The organism is Actibacterium sp. D185-2, assembly GCF_054954595.1.
The window spans coordinates 336,504-353,601 of the sequence record NZ_JBPWNX010000004.1 but is presented as its reverse complement, the minus strand read 5'-3'; the positions used below and the strand labels follow the sequence as shown (position 1 = coordinate 353,601).

Sequence of the window (17,098 nt, the reverse complement as noted above, 5' to 3'; positions counted from 1 at the left end):
TCCGGGAATGGTTTGCCGCCCGCAATCAGTTCGCTATCATGTTCGATGAGCGCTTCAACGCGTGACCGTATCTGAAACCCGCATGGGCCAAACCAGATACACAGAGTTCATGACACTCCCTTTCGGACCACGGATTATGACCGCAAGGGAAGTCCTTGCTGGCTTCACCAACCCAACGCTCAGGCGTGATGTCGCCTTTCAGCTTGCTGATTATTCTTGGGCGCTGTGATTTTTTCGATACGCTCATTCCACTTGCCCAATGCCTCGCGCTTCTCGTCCGCGTATGAATAGACATTGTAGATAGCAGCCACCCCTGAGACCACACCCGTTTTGTGGTTCAACAGCGCCTCGGTGACAGGCTGGGGGACGCCCAGCATCGCCATGTTGGTGGACATCGTGCGGCGCAGGTCGTGGATGATCCACGGTTCCGTGCCTTCGGGCAGCGCCTTGTCGAGCCGGTCTTTCAGGCGACCGAACCCCGACACGGGCGATTTGCCGGTGGTCGTGAACACGTAATCCGACCCGAGGAACCTCGGCACCCTGCGCAGCACGTCCAGCATCGCGTCGGTGATCGGCACCGTGTGCTGCCTGCCGTTCTTGGCGCGCTGCGAAGGCAGGGTCCACAAGCGTTTTTCGAGGTCGATTTCCGACCAACGCATTTCGGCGACCTCGGCGCGCCTTTGGCCGCTCAGGATCAACAGCTTCATGCAATCCCCGAAAGGATAGCCTTCCGCGTCACAGGCCGTCCACAGCGCGCCCAGTTCTTCGTCGGTCAGCACGCGCTCGCGCGACCGTTCCTTGGACAGTGGCTTCATCCCGGCGATGGGGGAGGCATCGATCATGCCGCGCTCGACGCACCACCCCATCAGGTGCTTGAGGTGGGCCAGCGCGCGGTTCGCGCTGACCGGCGCGGATTTGTGGATCACGTCGCAGGCTTTCACCACATCGGCGCGCTTTATCTCGTCGATGCGATTGCTGTGCAGGGTCGTGAACTTCGCCAGCAGGGCTTCCTTGCGCTTCCAGTCGCGGTTGTGAACCTTGGCGTGCTTTTCGATCTAGTCGGGGATCACGTCGCCCAGTGTCGGCTTAGCCTCAATCTCGATGCCGGTGTTCTGTTCAAAGCGGCCCGTTTCGACTTCGTAGAGGATTTGTCGCGCTCGTTCCCGTGCGTCCGTTAGGGAAAACGGTCCGAACTGGCCGATGGTCAATCGCTTCATTTTCCCATTTATACGCTTGTGAAAACTGAAGGTCTTGGTGCCAGATTTGTTCACGCGAAGGACCAAGCCGGGAACAACCGTGTCGCGATAGTCAACGCGTTTGGATGGGTCGGGCTTTCTGGTTTCGATGAACTTTGTGGTGAGTTTCTGTTTCATAGAGCCATGATAAGAGACCCGGAAACGCCACGTCAGGGACAATCCTAGATGCGTTGAGGCGAGATGACTCATTCTGCACTAGCGATCAAATGAGCTTGGTGCTTGGAGGGCTTCAATCCTTGGTTGACTTCTAGCCCATGTGCACGACATTCTGCGCCTGCGTTTCAGAGCATAAGGCAGCGCCTGACGCCTTGTTTCATGTCTGCCGACAACAACCGGCACCAGATCGAGTAGTCTGGGGAAGGCCGAGGCAATTTTGCACTGGAGAGTGTGATGCCATCTATGGACCAAACGAATTCGCCAGTGGGCGATCAAGATCACTTGCTTGAAATCTACGAAAACGAAATCGAAGTCGAATATCGGGGTGAGCGGTATCTCGTTCGCGATAACGGCGCGGTTTATCGCTTCAACGAGTATCGCAAGCGCGCCCGCCCACTGGACAAAACGTGGACCTTCGGGCGCCAAAACCAAACAACCGGATATCAGCATCTGGCGGGTGTCCCAGTTCACCGCATTGTTTGCTCTGCATTTCACGGCGAGCCGCCCACAGATCAGCATGTAGTGGACCACATTGACACCAATCGTGCGAATAACCGACCGGAAAACCTGCGCTGGCTGACGAGGTTAGAAAACGCTCTGTTGAATGAGATCACAGCGCGACGCATTGAACTGGTCTACGGTTCAATCGAGGCTTTCCTAGCTGATCCGTCGAAGATCCAAAGTGATGCTTCCTATCCAGACGTGTCGTGGATGCGAACCGTATCGAAGGATGAGGCCGCAAAGACAAAATCGCGCTTTGAGAAGTGGGCGAAAAGCGGATCGGTTCCCAGTGGTGGCGCAATTGGTGAGTGGCTTTACGGCACCGCTGAACGTGCGGATTTCGAGCCCGACCCAGAAGAGTACGAGTCTCTCACCCCTTCAGTCATCCAAGTTCGCTGGAGGATACCCACGGAGTTTCCCGAATGCCCATCTGAAGTGACCGGTGATGCGCTGGACCGCTATGCAGAAAACCTTGTTTTTGGCAAAGTTTTTGCACGAAACGACATCTATCAAAGCTTGGTAGTTCAGCGGTCTCTCGTCGAAGATACCTTGATCGTCTTGACCCATAATCCCGGCCCCAATGCGATCAAAGATTGGGCTGTCGCACAAATCTCGATCAACGGCGAGTTCTTCTTTCATCGAAGCGAGCATCAGTATTTCTCTTTGCAAGGCGCGCTAAAGACGTTTTGCGAGCTGACTGGGGACAGCTATGAAGACTGTATGGATGACTATTGTTGACCGATGTAGGGGTAAAATCTCAAATTCGAATGGTAGTGAACTGACTAAGTCTAGATACTCCCAAATCAAAACGATTTGGGCATTTCCACGGTTCCTGCTACACGTCTATGTAGATTAATGGTTTTGGCCTGCCCGCTTAGGAAGCCAGCGGCGACAAGCCACTTATTGTCGAAGGGTGAAGTTTTTGGATATTCGGATTTCCTTTTCAAACACTGAGAGTGGGTTTCACTGGTCTGACTTACTGCCGTACACACCACACTTTTTGTGGGCACTCTTCTTTGCTTCTGTTTTTTTCATCGTCGGGCCAAGAACCATTAGAGCCGCCTTTTCCCGAGCGACAAAGCTAGGGTTCGCCGGGGTTGAGTTAGAGTTGTCGGGGGAGGTGCAGGAGGTCGCAGAGGCGAGAGATATCACCCTGTCGGCAGGACTGCGGGATCAATTGGCCCGAAGAATGAGAACGATTGGGCCGCTGCTAAGATCGTCGCGAGTTTTGTGGATCGATGACAATCCTACGAACAATAGTCCCGAAATCAGCATCTTGCAGAAACTCGGCGTGCTCATTGATCTTGCGAGAACGGACGAAGAAGCGCGAAAGAAAATGGAAGGCGCGATCTATGATATCGTGATCTCTGATATCGGACGTGAAAACGACGGGGAAGCTGGACTCAAGCTGTTACCGGAAATTCTGTCCTCTATTTCAAGTCCTTTTGTTATTTTCTATGTAGGCGTGCAGCGCGACACGCCTCAGGGAGCATTCGGGTTAACTATCCGCCCTGATGAACTGTTCAATTTGATACTTGATGCAACTGAAAGGCGTAAGGGCTGATGTATATCCAGAAGTGCGTGAAAGGTATCGCAGGTGATACTTCTGGCTTGCCTGGCCTCACACAATCTGAAGCGCGGGAAATCATAAGTCAGGACCATGGCATTATGTCGAATTGGTGGAGAAAGGAGCACATAATAACCCCCCACATGGTTGCGAATGTATTGACAGCGCACAATTTGGATCGCCATTTGCACGACTACGAGAATTTCGGCGATGAAACCCCATTTATCTCTTTGGCCAGTGGTTCAGTTGAAAGAAACACCATCCTTCAACAGAATTTTGCTTACTCTGCCATCGATACTGCCTTGCAGTTTGCCACAGACGACTGGACGAGGCCTGGGGCACTGTTCTTTTGCTGGGTGGCGACGAGCAACTACCCCGCAGTTGAGGTCAGCAATGTTGCTGAGGCCGTAAGAGACTTAAATATCTACCAAAGATGGTCGCCTTACCAACTAGAAGGCGAACTAACGGCTAAGGTTCACATCCCATCCAACCAAATCGAACGGGTTGAATGGTGGGACCCAAGCCACGGCCAATGGGGGCCGCAGCACACGTGGCCGAATTCAAAGTATGTTGAGCCTAATGTCCTCAGCAACATTAGGGAACTTTTCTAATGCATGACGAGGCTTTTGGCATCGATCCGGATAGGTTACGCAACCGGCTGAAATTTCTTATAGGTCGCGCTGACGTTCATACCGAATTCAAAGGGGAAGGTTATGAGCGCCAGGCGATAGCAGCGACCGCGTACCGTGATGCCGCTTCGATTGCTCTGCTTCTCGAAGACGCTGGTTTGGCTCGTAGCCTCCTCCAAAAAGCTGGGAGAGGTTTTCTCGAACTAGGACTTATTCATGGTGCTGTACTTCTCGCATTATCGGGTGGGCAAAAAGCGGTTCCCTCGCTCGAAGATCATGGTGACCTCATTGATAGCGTCAGAAATCAAAATCGTTTGGGTGATGAAGAAGAACGTCGTACACGCCCCTTGGAGAACTCTGCGCGAACAGCGACAAGTCAATTGTTTGCGCTTTATCAAGCTGAGTGTTTGGGCGATGCGCGGTCCATTAAATCGAGCTTAGAGTTTCCGTACAGGCGGGCTTTGGATCGCCGTGCAGGCTTCCAAGTGGGTGTGACTGGTCTATCCATTGATAGCTATATGCGAATGACGCAAAAGCTTATTGAGCCAGCGGAAAGCAAGTTTGATCTTGACCACCCCTTCGTCTTTCGAAGTGTTGAGGCAATCGCAAGCAGTCGTTTTGAGGCAATCCAATCCGCAATGAAGGACAGTTATCATTGGCAGCGTATGCCGCGTCCCTCTGTGATGTTGGACTTCGACACGTTGGTTTTGGGCTCTTTGGCGATGTCTAGCGACATTGGCCTTGGCCCGTTCGAGAGATTATTGAGCGACGAGGTACCGTATTTAGGCGCTCCCATACGAGCAGCAAAACTGCTACAACAAGGACCTGAGCAAGAGCCGATCAGCACGTATTGATCGCCGCGCTTGGGTATCACTGGGGTAGCAGAGGCGGTGAGCTTGAATGCTCCGACGTGAGACCGGTCGAGACGATCTGCCAAGTGTAAAGGTTAAGGTTTTCAATTGGCTACGTTACGGGCTGAGCGATCCTGAGGCAGTTTGCGTGGAACCCAAGGCTAATTGAAAATCCTCGTGTCGGTGGTTCGATTCCGCCCCCGGGCACCACTTTTTCCTAAGCGCCATATCCAACTGATCCACTACGTCGCATCGGGTGTGTCATGCCAATGGCCGTCAGCCGGTCAAAGACTGGGCGGGCACCAGCGATCGAAGACCCTCCAAGATCTCTTTCGGGGTGACCGGACGGTGCATCGCATGGCTGATCGATCCGATTGCATCAGCCTTTACGGGGGCATTGGAAGTGCCGCGGTAGAACAGGTTCACGGCGCGGGCCAGTTCCGTGCCTGCTTCATCGAAGATGACGGAGGCGCCTGTGGTCGCAGTCCTCTGGCCCCTGCGACTGCGCCAGGATTGCGCCAAACCGGCGATTTTGCGCCCTGCAACTGCTATGTCATAGCGACCGGGGCAGAACGCGTCGGGGCAGATCCCGCGCTGGCCGGTAAGGCCGAACCGGCCCAGCAGGGCTTCGACAAGCGTGGCCATTTCCTCATAGCCGGACTCGATGGTGACGCCCGCCGCCACCGGGCGGCTGATCGCCAGTTGCAGCGTGCCGGCCGAGACCGGGCACAGGCCACCGCCGCCACGGCGCACCGCAACGGGCCAGCCGATTTCGGCGCAGCGCCGGGCCCGCTCTTGGAATTGCGGCAGGCGCGCATCTGCCGGTGCGGCCAGCAAGGCGCGCGGTGATTGCCAGATCAGCAGCGACGGCTGATCCGGGGCAAAGGGGGTGCCTAGGAAATAATCCTGTCGCGCAAGCGCCTCTGCCGCGGAGCTGAAGGTTCTCAGATCCACGGCAAGGGCGTCAGCGGCCGCCGGGTCAGGCGGCATCCACGATTCCGATCACCACGCCGGGGCGCACCACGCCATCCTTGGCGATGCTGCGGCGCAGAATCCCGTCTGTCGGCGCTTCTATATCGAAGGTGGACTTTTCAACCATGATCTCAGCCACGACATCCCCTTTGGCGACCTGCGCCCCGTCGGCAAAGAACCAGTTCGCCACGATGCCGTCCGGGGTCACGTCAACATCCCACAGACCCGCAGGAATGAGAATGTCGGTCATGTCATGCCACCTTTCCAAGGGTTTCACGGGCCGCCATGGCGATCTTGTCGGCATTGGGCAGAATGAACTGCTCCATCGGCCGGCTGTATGGGATCGGCACATCCGGCACGGCCAGGCGGCGCGGCGCGGATTTCAGACAGGTCGGGTCATGCTCGGCCACGGTGGCGATGATTTCGCCGCTCAGCCCGAAGCTTTTGTAATCCTCGTCCACCACGATCAAATGGCCCGTCTTGGCGACCGATTTCAGGATCGTGTCGCGGTCCAGCGGCACGATGGTCCGCAGGTCGATCACCTCGGCCTCGATCCCGTCTTTCGCCAGCGCATCCGCCGCGTCGAGCGCGCGGTGCACCATCATCGACAGGGTCACGATGGTCACGTCCTTGCCTTCGCGCACGACCTTGGCCTGGCCGAAGGGGATGGCGTAATCCTCTTCCGGCACGACCGTTGCCGCGGCATCGGGCGAGGCCATCCAGGCAAGGCCCTGAAGCCCCTTGTGGAACATGAACATCACCGGGCTGTCGTCACGGATCGCGGTTTTCATCAGGCCCTTGGCGTCATAGGCGTTCGACGGTGCCACGACCTTGAGCCCCGGCAGATGGGCGAACATGCCGTGCAGGGTCTGCGAATGCTGGCCCCCGTCGGAATAGCCGCCGCCGGTGGCGGTCATGATCACCATGGGCACCTTGAAGTTGCCGCCCGAGAAATAGATGTTCTTAGCCGCCAGGTTATAGATGGCATCCATGCAGACCCCGAAGAAATCGACGAACATCAGCTCGACGATCGGGCGCATGCCGGACATGGCGGCGCCAACGCCCGCCCCGATGAACCCGGTTTCCGAAATCGGCGTGTCGCGCACGCGCGCTTCGCCGAACTCGTCAAGCAGGCCGGTTGTGGCCCCGAAGATACCGCCATAGGTGCCGATATCCTCGCCCATCACGAAAACGGACGGATCGGCGCGCATTTCCTGGGCGATGGCTTCGGAAATGGCGCGCGACATGGGAAGAATACGATTGCTGGTCATGATCTGACTCCTCGAACTGATGTCACGCGAAAACGGCTGTCAGCGCGTCTTCGGGGGCGGGATAGGCGGCGGCGCGGGCAAAGGCGAAGGCCTCGTCCACTGCGGCATGGGCCCGGGTGCGGGCCGCGTCGGCCTCGGCCTCGGTGATCGTGCTGTCGGCGATGGCCGTATCGCGCAGGCGCTTGATCGGGTCCTTCGCCTTCAGCTCGGCGACCTCATCCTTCGGGCGGTACATCTCGGGGTCGCCCTGGAAGTGGCCGTAGTAGCGGTAGGTCTCGACCTCGATCAGCGTCGGGCCTTCGCCCCTGCGGGCGCGCGCAACGGCTTCGCCCGCCACGTCGAACAGTTTCAGCGTGTCATTGTCGGCCACGTGAAAGCCCGGCATGCCATAGCCCGCCGCCCGCACGCTGTTGTCCGGCACGGCGGTGGATTTCGCCTTGGACACCGAAATGCCCCAACCGTTATCCTCGATCACGAAAATCACCGGAAGGCTCCACAGCGCGGCAAGGTTCAGCGCTTCGTGGAACCCGCCCTGGTTGGCCGCGCCATCGCCCAGATAGGAAACCGCGACCGCATCCGTGCCCTTGAGCTTGGCGGCAAGGGCCGCACCCACGGCGGGGCTGGTGCCTTCGGCGATGATACCGCTGCACGAGAAATTCACCGCCGGATCGAGCAGGTGCATATGTCCGCCGCGCCCGCCGGCAAGGCCGTCAGCCTTGCCGAAAATCTCGGCCGTCATCTTTTTCAGGTCCACGCCCTTGGCGATGGCCACATGGTGCGGCCGGTGTGTCGCCGTCACCGCATCTTCGGTTTTCAGGTGAACGCAGACACCGGCGGCGCAAGGCTCCTGCCCGGCGGCAAGGTGCATCTCGCCGGGGATGGTGCCGGCGCCGATGTCGAATTTCGGCGATTTTCCTTCCATGTAGACCGCCGCCATCGTGTCTTCGTAATAGCGGGCCTTTTCCATGGTTTCATACATCCATAAAATCTGTGATTTGGCAGGCATGTGTTCATTCCCCTTTGTGGCTTGAACGGAAGTCGCACTTGGCAACTTCGGGGCGCAGCGGCCCTCTTGTTCCTTAGATGCTGACGGGGGGTGCCTGCATTGATGTGGATCAGAAGTGTCCCGGACCGGAAAAAGAAAGTGAAAGGGGCGACCGGCGGCCACGCGCGTTTCCCATCGGGCGTTGACTAAAGGCCGAAAGGTTGTTTCCCTTCGCCACGGTGCCGACCGGCGCCCCGGTGGAAATGCCGTCCGCCGGTCTTTCGGCGCAGTCTTGGATGGTGACGCGATGGCAACCGATGCCCCTTTCACCGACGGAATTGGCCTTGGCCGGGCTTGACCCCCTTTGGACCGCGCGATTTGCGGCGGCGGGGGCGTGACCATGCTGCGCCTGTTTGCCCTTGGCGGAAGCGAGGATTTCGGCACCGCCGTGGCGCAGGCGCTGAATCATCCGCTTGACCCGCTCGAAGAGCGCGGCTTCGAGGATGGCGAGCATAAGGCCCGCCCCCTGATCAGTGTGCGCGGCGCCGACGTCTATGTGGTGCACAGCCTGCATGGCGGGCCGCAGGACAGCCCGAATGACAAGCTGATCCGTCTGCTGTTCTTTATGGGCGCGCTGCGCACCAATGGCGCGGCGCGGGTGACGGCGGTGGTTCCCTATCTGGCCTATGCCCGCAAGGACCGGCAGACCAAGCCGCGCGATCCGGTCACCACGCGCTATGTCGCGCAGTTGTTCGAAGTCATGGGTGCCGACCGGGTGGTGACGATGGAGGCGCACAATCTGGCCGCGTTCCAGAACGCCTTTCGCTGTCAGACCGTGGCGCTGGACACGCGCGGCGTGCTGTTGGCGCGCGCGGCGGACCTGGCGGGGGACGGTCCGATTGTTGTGGCCTCGCCCGATCCGGGCGGGGTGAAACGCGCGCAATTGTTCCGCGAGGCGCTGGAGATGCGGATCGGCCGCCCGGTCGGCTTCGCGCTGATGGAAAAGCGCCGCAGCGCGGGCGTGGTCAGCGGCAGCCTGATGGCAGGCGAGGTGGCCGGGGCGCGGGTGCTGGTGATCGATGACATGGTGGCCTCGGGCGGGACCATGCTGCGCGCGGCACAGGTGCTGCGGGCGGCGGGGGCGCGCGATGTCTGGGCCCTGGCCGCGCACGGGCTGTTCACCGGCGGCGCGGCGCAGGTGCTGATGGCGCCCGAACTGGCCGGCTGGGTGACCAGCGATACGGTGCCGGCCTTCCGGCTGGCGGGCCACCCGGCGTTGGCCCGCATCGAGGTACACAGCGCGGCACCGCTGTTTGCCGAAACGATCCGCCGGCTGCATGACGACAGCAGCCTGAGCGGCCTTATTCCGGGCGGGTTCTGAGCGTCGCCTGTTCGGCCAGCGCAACATAGCGCCAGGCCATCGGACGCCATTTTTCCGGTGTGCGCACCTCATGTTCCGACAGGTGCAACAGGGCCAGACGTGCCCGCAGCAACGCGCGGTAACGCCAGTAGAAGGCCAGCAGCTCGGGCGGTGGATGGTCGTTCAGCGCATCCGTCAGGCGGCGGTGCAGAATCGGAAACACCCAGGCCGCCCCCAGGCTGGCGCATTCGAGGCCAAGGAAGACGGCCTCGTCGAACGGATCGACGCTGCGCAGGCCGAAATTGAATTCCAGACAGTCGATGATCACAGGCGGATCGGTCAGGAACACATGCTCGGGCCGCAGATCGCCGTGCCCCTCGACCACATGCCCGTTGCGTACCCGTTGTTCCAGCAGCGGGCGGATGGCGTCGAACCCCTGCTCGAAGCAGCGCAGCATCGCCGCCACGCGTGGCCCGTCGAGCTGCAAGGCGGGATCCGAAAGGGTGGTGGCGGTCTTTTCGTGCTCGGCGGCAAAGCGCGCGGCATAGTCCGTGGGCGCAATCCCCGCCGGGGGCTGCGCGCGATAGAACCGGGCCAGCAGTTCGGCCACCTGATCGATATCACGGGCCTGAACCGTGCCGTCCCGGATCAGCGCGGCCAGCGTCCGGTCCTCGGGCAGGCGGCCCATTTCCACCAGCCAGTCCACGATCCGCCCCTCGCCGTGCAACGTCAGCGCGCCCTGCGGACTGATCCGCAGCGGGTGCGCGCCCAGATAAACATCGGGGGCCAGCCGCCGGTTCAGCCGCAATTCGTCGCGCACGGCACGTTCGCGCAAGGCCAGCGTGCTGAAATCGAGAAAGGGGTAGCGCACGGGTTTTTTCAACTTGAACACGCGGTTGCCGGCCAGAAAGATCCACGACATGTGGGTTTCGACCACATCCACCCGGTCCGGCCGATGCGCATAGGCGGCCGGGTCGCTCAGAAAGCGGCGCTTGTCGGCCTCGGGTGGGTCGTCTGAATTCGTGGGGTTCTGCATCGGGTCACAGCCTTTGGGTTGCCGGTATATGGCACCAGGGCAAACCGGGCTGTCCTTGATGCGTGTCAGACAGGATGCGGCCCGATGCGGTATGATCGGCGTATGGAACACCCTGAGTCGCACCTTGTCAGCCTTTCTGCCGATGCCGGGACGATTCCGTTGTCCGGCGATCTGGTACGGCCCGCGAATGCGGTGGGGCTTGTGCTGTTCGCGCATGGCAGCGGCAGCAGTCGGCTGAGCCCGCGCAACCGCCAGGTTGCCGCCGCGCTGCAACGGCGCGGGCTGGCGACGCTTCTGTTCGATCTGCTGACGGAGGAGGAGGCCGCGGACCGCGCCAATGTATTCGACATCCCGCTTCTGGGGCGCCGGGTGGCCGCCGCGATCGGCTGGGCCGCAGGGGATGAGCGGGTCGCGGATCTGCCGGTCGGGCTGTTCGGGGCCAGCACCGGGGCGGCCGCCGCACTGATGCCCGGCGCGGTGGCGGCGGTGGTGTCGCGCGGTGGGCGGCCGGATCTGGCCGGCAACGCGTTGCCGCAGGTCACCTGTCCGACGCTCCTGATCGTCGGCGGCGCTGATTTCGGAGTGATCGAATTGAACGAGGCGGCGCTGGCGCGGCTGACCTGCGAAAAGCGGTTGGCGATCGTACCGGGCGCTACCCATCTGTTCGAGGAGCCCGGTACATTGGCGGCCGTTTCGGCGCTGGCGGCGGACTGGTTCGCGACGCATCTGCGCGCCGAATCGTCAAAGCGATGACCGCCGCCGCGCCGATCCGTATTTTCCTGGCGGGCGATGTGATGCTTGGCCGGGGCATCGATCAGATCATGCCACAGCATAATGACCCGGTGCTTTACGAAAGTTATGTCACCTCGGCGTTGGATTACGTGTGGCTGGCCGAACGTGCCGGCGCGGACATGCCGCGCGATGTCGCGGCGCCCTATGTCTGGGGCGATCTGCTGGCCGAGCTTGACCGGCGGCACTGCGACCTGCGGCTGATCAATCTGGAAACCGCGATCACCACGTCGGACCGGGCCGAACCCAAGGGCATCAACTATCGGATGCATCCGGGCAATGCGGGCGTGCTGACAGCGGCACGGATCGACGCCTGTGTGCTGGCCAACAACCATGTGATGGATTGGGGCGCCGCCGGACTGGTCGAGACGCTGGAGACGCTGGCGGCGGCCGGCGTGGGGTCGGTCGGTGCCGGGCGCGGCGCGTCCGAGGCGGCGGTGCCGCTGGTGTTGCCAGTTGCGGGCAAGGGGCGCGTGATCGTGCTGGCCTTCGCCTCGGCCAGCAGCGGGGTGCCTGCCCATTGGGGTGCGGGGCCGCTGACGCCGGGGGTCAACCCGCTGTCCGATGACATCCCGGCCACGCTTGCCCTGGTCGCGGGGCAGATCGATGCGATCCGGCGGCCGGGCGACATCGTCATGGTGTCGCTTCATTGGGGCGGAAACTGGGGCTACGCGGTGCCGCACTGGCAACGGGCGCTGGCCCATGCGCTGATCGAACAGGGCGGGGTGGACATCGTGCACGGCCACTCGTCGCATCACCCCAAGGCGGCGGAGCGGTATCGCGGCAAGCTGATCCTTTATGGCTGTGGCGATCTGCTCAACGACTACGAAGGCATCGGCGGACACGATGCGTTCCCGACCGATCTGGCGTTGGCCTATGTCGCCGATCTTGACCCCGGCAGCGGCGCGTTGCGCGCGTTGGAGATGCTGCCATACCGGATTCACGCGTTTCGGCTGATGCGGGCGGGCGTGGCGGATAGCGCCCGCCTTGCCGCCATCATGCAGCGCGAATGCGCCATGTTTGGCGGCGGCGTGACAATCGGGCCGGAAGATACGCTGCATCTGGATATGAAACACTGAAACAGGCCCGACCCACAGGTTTCGCCACCGTCCATTGACCTTGATCAAGGCGTCGGGGCGTTCAGGGGCGTACCTGCAGGGAAGAGCCTGCGGCGACCGCCTGGAACGGGTGACAAGCAGTTGAACTGCACGCCCGGCACAAACCGGGCATCCCGGCCACAAGGCGCAAGCGGCTCGACCCTTTATGGAGAGGAGAGTCCCATGGCTGGTATGAAACATGTGTTCGCTGCGGCGGCACTGGCCGGAACTGTCTGCGCCGGTGGTGCGCAGGCGGACGGCACCGTCGAAGTTCTGCACTGGTGGACATCGGGTGGCGAGGCAAAGGCCGTCGGCACGTTGAAAAGCGCGTTCGAGGCGAAAGGCGGCACCTGGATCGACTCGCCCATCGCGGGCGGCGGCGGTGACGCGGCGATGACCGCCCTGCGCGCGCGCGTGGTCGCGGGTAATCCGCCCACCGCGGTGCAGTTGAAAGGCCCCGGCATTCACGAATGGGCCCGCGAGGGTGCATTGAACGATGTCGATGCGGTGGCCCAGGCCGAAAACTGGAATGGTGTGCTGCCGCCCGCGCTGGCCTCGATCATGAAATATGACGGCAAGTATGTGGCCGCGCCGGTGAACATTCACCGCGTCGACTGGCTCTGGGGCAGCCCCAGCGCGCTGGAAAAGGCAGGCGTGGCGGCAATGCCGACCACATGGGAAGAGTTCAACGCCGCCGCAGAAAAGCTGCAGGCGGCGGGGATCATCCCGCTGGCCCATGGCGGTCAGCCCTGGCAGGATGCCACGATCTTCGAAGATGTGGTGATGGGCATCGGCGGGGCTGATTTCTTTCGTGCCGCGCTGGTCGATCTGGATCAGGATGCGCTGAAAAGCGACATGATGATCGCGGTCTTCGATCAGATGCGTACGATGCGCGGCTATGTCGACCCGAACTTTTCGGGCCGCGACTGGAACCTGGCGACGGCGATGGTGATCCGTGGCGAGGCCGGCTTTCAGATCATGGGCGACTGGGCCAAGGGCGAGTTTCTGGCCGCCGGTCTGGTGCCGGGCACGGATTTCCTGTGTGCCCCGACGCCGGGCAAGGGGTTCATTCTGAACTCTGACAGCTTCGCCTTCTTCAAGGTGAAGGGCAAAGAGAACCTGGCCGGGCAACAGGTGCTGGCCAGCCTGATCATGTCGCCCGATTTCCAGAAGACATTCAACCTGGCCAAGGGGTCGATCCCGGCCCGGACGGATGTGCCGCTGGACGATTTCGATGCCTGCGCCCAGCTTTCGCATTCCGATCTGCTGGCCGCGATCGAAAGCGACGCACTGGTGCCCTCGATGGCGCATGAAATGGCTGTGTCCCGTTCGGTTCGGGGCGAGTTCATGGACGTTGTGACCAACTTCTTCAACTCCGACATGGGGTCCGAAGAGGCCGTTCAGCAACTTGCCGCCGCCATCGCGCGCGCGCAGTAACAGCAAGGCAAGGCGGCCCGGCGCATCCCGCGCCGGGCCCCTGTCAGAGCCATGGCACACAGCATATCCCCCTCCCGCGCGATCGGTCGATTTCTGGACCGCTGGCTTCCGCAGATGGTCGTTTCGCCGCTGTTCGCGCTGAGCCTGTTCTTCGTCTATGCGTTCATCGCGTGGACGGCCTATATCTCCTTCACCAAATCCGGCGTGCTGCCGAACTATACGTTCGAGGGGCTGCTACAGTATGACCGCCTGTGGGCCACGCCGCGCTGGCATGTGGCGCTGCGCAACCTTCTGGTGTTTTCGTCGCTGTTCATCGGGTTTTGCCTGGTGGTGGGCATGTTGCTGGCCATGCTTCTGGATCAGCGCATTCGCATCGAGGGCGTGATCCGCACGATCTATCTGTATCCCATGGCGCTGTCGTTCATCGTCACCGGCACGGTCTGGAAATGGATCATGAACCCCGGTCTGGGAATCGAACGGCTGGTGCGCCAGCTCGGGTTCGAAAGCTTTACCTTCGACTGGTTGGTGAACCCCGATTTTGCGATTTACACCATTGTCATTGCCGGGGTCTGGCAATCCTCGGGCTATGCGATGGCGCTGTTTCTGGCCGGGCTGCGCTCGGTCGATGACGAGGTGCTGAAGGCCGCCGCCATCGACGGGGCCGGCACCATCCGTACCTATTTCAGCATCGTGCTGCCGATGATGCGGCCGGTGTTCATGTCCACCGTCATCATCCTGGCACACCAGGCGATCAAAAGCTTTGATCTGGTCATGGCGCTGACCGGCGGCGGGCCGGGCTATGCCACCGACATGCCCGCGACCTTCATGTATGCCTATGCTTTCCAGCGCAGCGAACTGGGCCTTGCCGCGGCCAGCGCGGTGATGATGCTGATGACCGTGATCGCGATCATCGTGCCCTATCTCTATTCCGAACTGAGGAGGGGCGCCCGATGAAACGCGCACAACAAAGCGGCATCGTGCGGCGCAGCGGCCTTGGCCCGACGGTGCAGCGGGTGATCCTGTTCACGGTGCTGGGGCTGTTTTGCCTCTATTATCTGGCGCCGCTGGTGGTGATGATCTCGACCTCGCTCAAGTCGCTGGAAGAGATCCGCATGGGCACCCTGATCAGCCTGCCGCGCGCGGTCACCTTCGACGCCTGGGAAAAGGCGTGGGGGTCGGCCTGTGTCGGCGTGCGCTGTCACGGGCTGAAACCCTATGTGATGAATTCGGTGATGATGGTCCTTCCGGCGGTGGCGCTTTCGACCCTGCTGGGCGCGCTGAATGGCTATGCGTTGACCAAGTGGCGGTTTCGCGGCGCCGATATCATCTTCGCGCTGATCCTGTTCGGCGCCTTCATCCCGTTTCAGGTGGTCCTGCTGCCGATGGCGCGGACGTTGGGTTTTCTGGGGCTTGCCGGTACCATTCCCGGTCTGGTGCTGGTGCACACGGTCTATGGGCTGGCCTTCACCACGCTGTTCTTCCGCAACTTCTTTATCGGGGTTCCCGACGGGATCGTGCAGGCGGCGCAGGTGGATGGGGCCGGGTTCTTCGGCATCTTCTTTCGGATCGTGTTGCCGATGTCGCTGCCGGCGATCGTGGTGACGGTGATCTGGCAGTTCACCCAGATCTGGAACGACTTCCTGTTCGGCATCGCCTTCACGGTGGGCGAAAGCAACCCGGTGACGGTGGCGCTGAACAATGTGGTCAACACCTCGACCGGAGTGAAGGAATACAACGTGGACATGGCTGCCGCGATCATCGCCGCGCTGCCGACGCTTCTGGTCTATGTGGTGGCAGGCAAATACTTTGTCCGTGGCCTGGCGGCCGGGGCGGTGAAGGGATAACGCAATGTCGGATATTCGACTGGAAAAACTCTGCAAAAGCTTTGGCACGACCGAGGTGATCAAAGGCATCGACCTGGAGATCGGGGCAGGCGAATTCGTGGTGCTGGTCGGCCCTTCGGGTTGCGGGAAATCCACCCTGCTGAACCTGATCGCGGGGCTGGAAACCGTGACCTCCGGCGCGATCCTGATGGCCGGGGAAAAGGTGAACGACGTGCCACCGCGCGAACGCAACATCGCGATGGTGTTTCAGTCCTACGCGCTTTATCCGACCAAGACGGTGCGCGACAACATCACCTTCGGCATGGCCACACGGCATGTGCCCAAGCCAGAGCAGGAGGCCGCGCTGAAAGAGTTCAGCACGCTTCTGCACATCGAGGACTATCTCGACCGCAAGCCGGGCCAGCTGTCGGGCGGTCAGCGCCAGCGGGTGGCGATGGGGCGCGCGCTGGTGCGCAAGCCCGACATCTTTCTGTTTGACGAGCCGCTCTCGAATCTCGACGCTAAGCTGCGGATCGAGATGCGCACCGAGATCAAGAAACTGCACCAAAGACTGGGCAAGACCATCGTCTATGTCACCCATGACCAGATCGAGGCGATGACGCTGGCCACCCGGATCGCGGTGATGGATGCGGGTCATATCCGCCAGTTCGCCGACCCGACCACGATCTATGAGGAGCCGGTCGACCTGTTCGTGGCGGGCTTCATGGGATCGCCGCCGATGAACATGATCCCCGGCACACTGCGGAACATTGGCGGCATGGTGGTGGATTGCGATGTCGCGGGTGACCCGCCGCTGCACTTTCCGTTGCCCGACAAGATCGCGCGCCGCGTGGACGGCCAAGAGGGGCTGGAAGTCGTGATGGGCCTGCGCCCGGAAACCATCTTTGCGGCGGGGTCCGAACTGCCCGGTCCCAATCGTTTCGTCTTCGAGCGCCCGATCGAGGTCGAAGAGCCGACCGGCCCCGACACGATGCTGGTGTTCGAGATCGGCGGGCGCGACCTGATCGCCCGCGTCCGGCCGCAGGATTCGCGCCCGCAGGGCACGCTGTTCCGGTTCGAGGTCGAAATGGAAAAGGCCAAGCTGTTCGACGCGAAAACCGGGATGCGGCTTTGACAGGTTCCAGGGCTTGCGGCCGATGCCGACACACGGTCGGGCAAAATCGTGAACGTTGTTATGGATCAATGATATCGGTGGTGGTTTGACGCATTCTGATCGGGCTGCGCCCGGATAGCTTCCGCACCGGGGATGCAGTTGCGCAAACCATCGGGAAGGACGGATATGGCGGTTGAAGGCAGGCAAACCGGCGGGCAGGGACAGGGCGCCGGTCCTGGGGCGCATCCTGTCGG

General features: G+C 61.2%; 18 protein-coding genes. 11 read left to right on the top strand and 7 right to left on the bottom strand.

The genetic code is table 11. From position 1 onward, the window contains the following. Positions 1–179: 179 nt before the first annotated feature. Together ACSR1C_RS10340 and ACSR1C_RS10335 are read right to left on the bottom strand one after the other, a co-directional pair. Positions 180–926 carry a site-specific integrase gene (locus tag ACSR1C_RS10340; protein ID WP_462596922.1) on the bottom strand — a complete coding sequence of 249 codons (747 nt, stop codon included), beginning with the start codon at positions 924–926 and terminating at the stop codon, positions 180–182. 129 nt (positions 927–1,055) lie between these two features. Next, positions 1,056–1,373, bottom strand: coding sequence for an Arm DNA-binding domain-containing protein (locus tag ACSR1C_RS10335; protein WP_460258959.1), 318 nt, complete (start codon positions 1,371–1,373; stop codon positions 1,056–1,058). Positions 1,374–1,646: 273 nt separating this feature from the next. Here ACSR1C_RS10335 and ACSR1C_RS10330 point away from each other — a divergent pair, with 273 nt between their 5' ends. The 4 genes from ACSR1C_RS10330 (at position 1,647) to ACSR1C_RS10315 (ending at position 4,963) form a co-directional block, all read left to right on the top strand. Continuing rightward, a complete protein-coding gene (locus tag ACSR1C_RS10330; protein WP_460258960.1) occupies positions 1,647–2,651 on the top strand; it encodes an HNH endonuclease signature motif containing protein in 1,005 nt (334 codons plus the stop codon). Positions 2,652–2,835: 184 nt separating this feature from the next. Next, entirely contained in the window at positions 2,836–3,477 is a 642-nt protein-coding gene (locus ACSR1C_RS10325; RefSeq protein ID WP_460258961.1) for a hypothetical protein, read from the top strand. After that, a complete protein-coding gene (locus ACSR1C_RS10320) occupies positions 3,477–4,091 on the top strand; it encodes a hypothetical protein (protein WP_460258962.1) in 615 nt (204 codons plus the stop codon). Before ACSR1C_RS10325 ends, ACSR1C_RS10320 begins: the two co-directional genes overlap by 1 nt. Continuing rightward, positions 4,091–4,963, top strand: coding sequence for a hypothetical protein (locus ACSR1C_RS10315; RefSeq protein WP_460258963.1), 873 nt, complete (start codon positions 4,091–4,093; stop codon positions 4,961–4,963). The genes ACSR1C_RS10320 and ACSR1C_RS10315 overlap by 1 nt, the downstream gene beginning before the upstream one ends. Before the next feature lie 273 nt (positions 4,964–5,236). Here the strand turns inward: ACSR1C_RS10315 and ACSR1C_RS10310 are convergent, their stop codons facing one another. The 4 genes from ACSR1C_RS10310 to ACSR1C_RS10295 are packed head-to-tail and all read right to left on the bottom strand — an operon-like array spanning position 5,237 to position 8,209. After that, the gene (locus ACSR1C_RS10310; RefSeq protein WP_460258964.1) at positions 5,237–5,950 is read right to left on the bottom strand and encodes a lipoyl protein ligase domain-containing protein; all 714 of its coding nucleotides are present in this window, start codon (positions 5,948–5,950) and stop codon (positions 5,237–5,239) included. Continuing rightward, positions 5,940–6,182: a lipoyl domain-containing protein gene (locus ACSR1C_RS10305; protein WP_460258965.1), complete on the bottom strand. Its 243-nt coding sequence runs from the start codon at positions 6,180–6,182 to the stop codon at positions 5,940–5,942. The genes ACSR1C_RS10310 and ACSR1C_RS10305 overlap by 11 nt, the downstream gene beginning before the upstream one ends. 1 nt (position 6,183) lies before the next feature. After that, a complete protein-coding gene (locus ACSR1C_RS10300) occupies positions 6,184–7,203 on the bottom strand; it encodes an alpha-ketoacid dehydrogenase subunit beta (protein WP_460258966.1) in 1,020 nt (339 codons plus the stop codon). A 22-nt stretch (positions 7,204–7,225) separates the two neighbouring features. Next, positions 7,226–8,209: a thiamine pyrophosphate-dependent dehydrogenase E1 component subunit alpha gene (locus ACSR1C_RS10295; protein WP_460258967.1), complete on the bottom strand. Its 984-nt coding sequence runs from the start codon at positions 8,207–8,209 to the stop codon at positions 7,226–7,228. A 379-nt stretch (positions 8,210–8,588) separates the two neighbouring features. On the opposite strand from ACSR1C_RS10295, the gene ACSR1C_RS10290 reads away from it, so the two are divergent. After that, positions 8,589–9,569 carry a ribose-phosphate diphosphokinase gene (locus ACSR1C_RS10290; RefSeq protein ID WP_460258968.1) on the top strand — a complete coding sequence of 327 codons (981 nt, stop codon included), beginning with the start codon at positions 8,589–8,591 and terminating at the stop codon, positions 9,567–9,569. Here the strand turns inward: ACSR1C_RS10290 and ACSR1C_RS10285 are convergent. Next, positions 9,550–10,584 carry a hypothetical protein gene (locus tag ACSR1C_RS10285; RefSeq protein WP_460258969.1) on the bottom strand — a complete coding sequence of 345 codons (1,035 nt, stop codon included), beginning with the start codon at positions 10,582–10,584 and terminating at the stop codon, positions 9,550–9,552. The genes ACSR1C_RS10290 and ACSR1C_RS10285 overlap by 20 nt on opposite strands. A gap of 102 nt (positions 10,585–10,686) precedes the next feature. Here ACSR1C_RS10285 and ACSR1C_RS10280 point away from each other — a divergent pair, with 102 nt between their 5' ends. From ACSR1C_RS10280 to ACSR1C_RS10255, 6 genes are all read left to right on the top strand, one after another. Beyond that, positions 10,687–11,337, top strand: a complete 651-nt coding sequence (locus tag ACSR1C_RS10280; RefSeq protein ID WP_460258970.1) for a dienelactone hydrolase family protein — start codon at positions 10,687–10,689, stop codon at positions 11,335–11,337. Next, positions 11,334–12,452, top strand: coding sequence for a CapA family protein (locus ACSR1C_RS10275; protein WP_460258971.1), 1,119 nt, complete (start codon positions 11,334–11,336; stop codon positions 12,450–12,452). Before ACSR1C_RS10280 ends, ACSR1C_RS10275 begins: the two co-directional genes overlap by 4 nt. A gap of 210 nt (positions 12,453–12,662) precedes the next feature. Then, positions 12,663–13,907, top strand: a complete 1,245-nt coding sequence (locus ACSR1C_RS10270; protein ID WP_460259284.1) for an ABC transporter substrate-binding protein — start codon at positions 12,663–12,665, stop codon at positions 13,905–13,907. A gap of 81 nt (positions 13,908–13,988) precedes the next feature. Beyond that, a complete protein-coding gene (locus tag ACSR1C_RS10265; protein ID WP_460259285.1) occupies positions 13,989–14,861 on the top strand; it encodes a carbohydrate ABC transporter permease in 873 nt (290 codons plus the stop codon). Continuing rightward, the gene (locus ACSR1C_RS10260; protein WP_460258972.1) at positions 14,858–15,751 is read left to right on the top strand and encodes a carbohydrate ABC transporter permease; all 894 of its coding nucleotides are present in this window, start codon (positions 14,858–14,860) and stop codon (positions 15,749–15,751) included. Before ACSR1C_RS10265 ends, ACSR1C_RS10260 begins: the two co-directional genes overlap by 4 nt. Positions 15,752–15,755: 4 nt before the next feature. Next, positions 15,756–16,865, top strand: coding sequence for an ABC transporter ATP-binding protein (locus tag ACSR1C_RS10255; RefSeq protein ID WP_460258973.1), 1,110 nt, complete (start codon positions 15,756–15,758; stop codon positions 16,863–16,865). Positions 16,866–17,098: the final 233 nt, after the last annotated feature.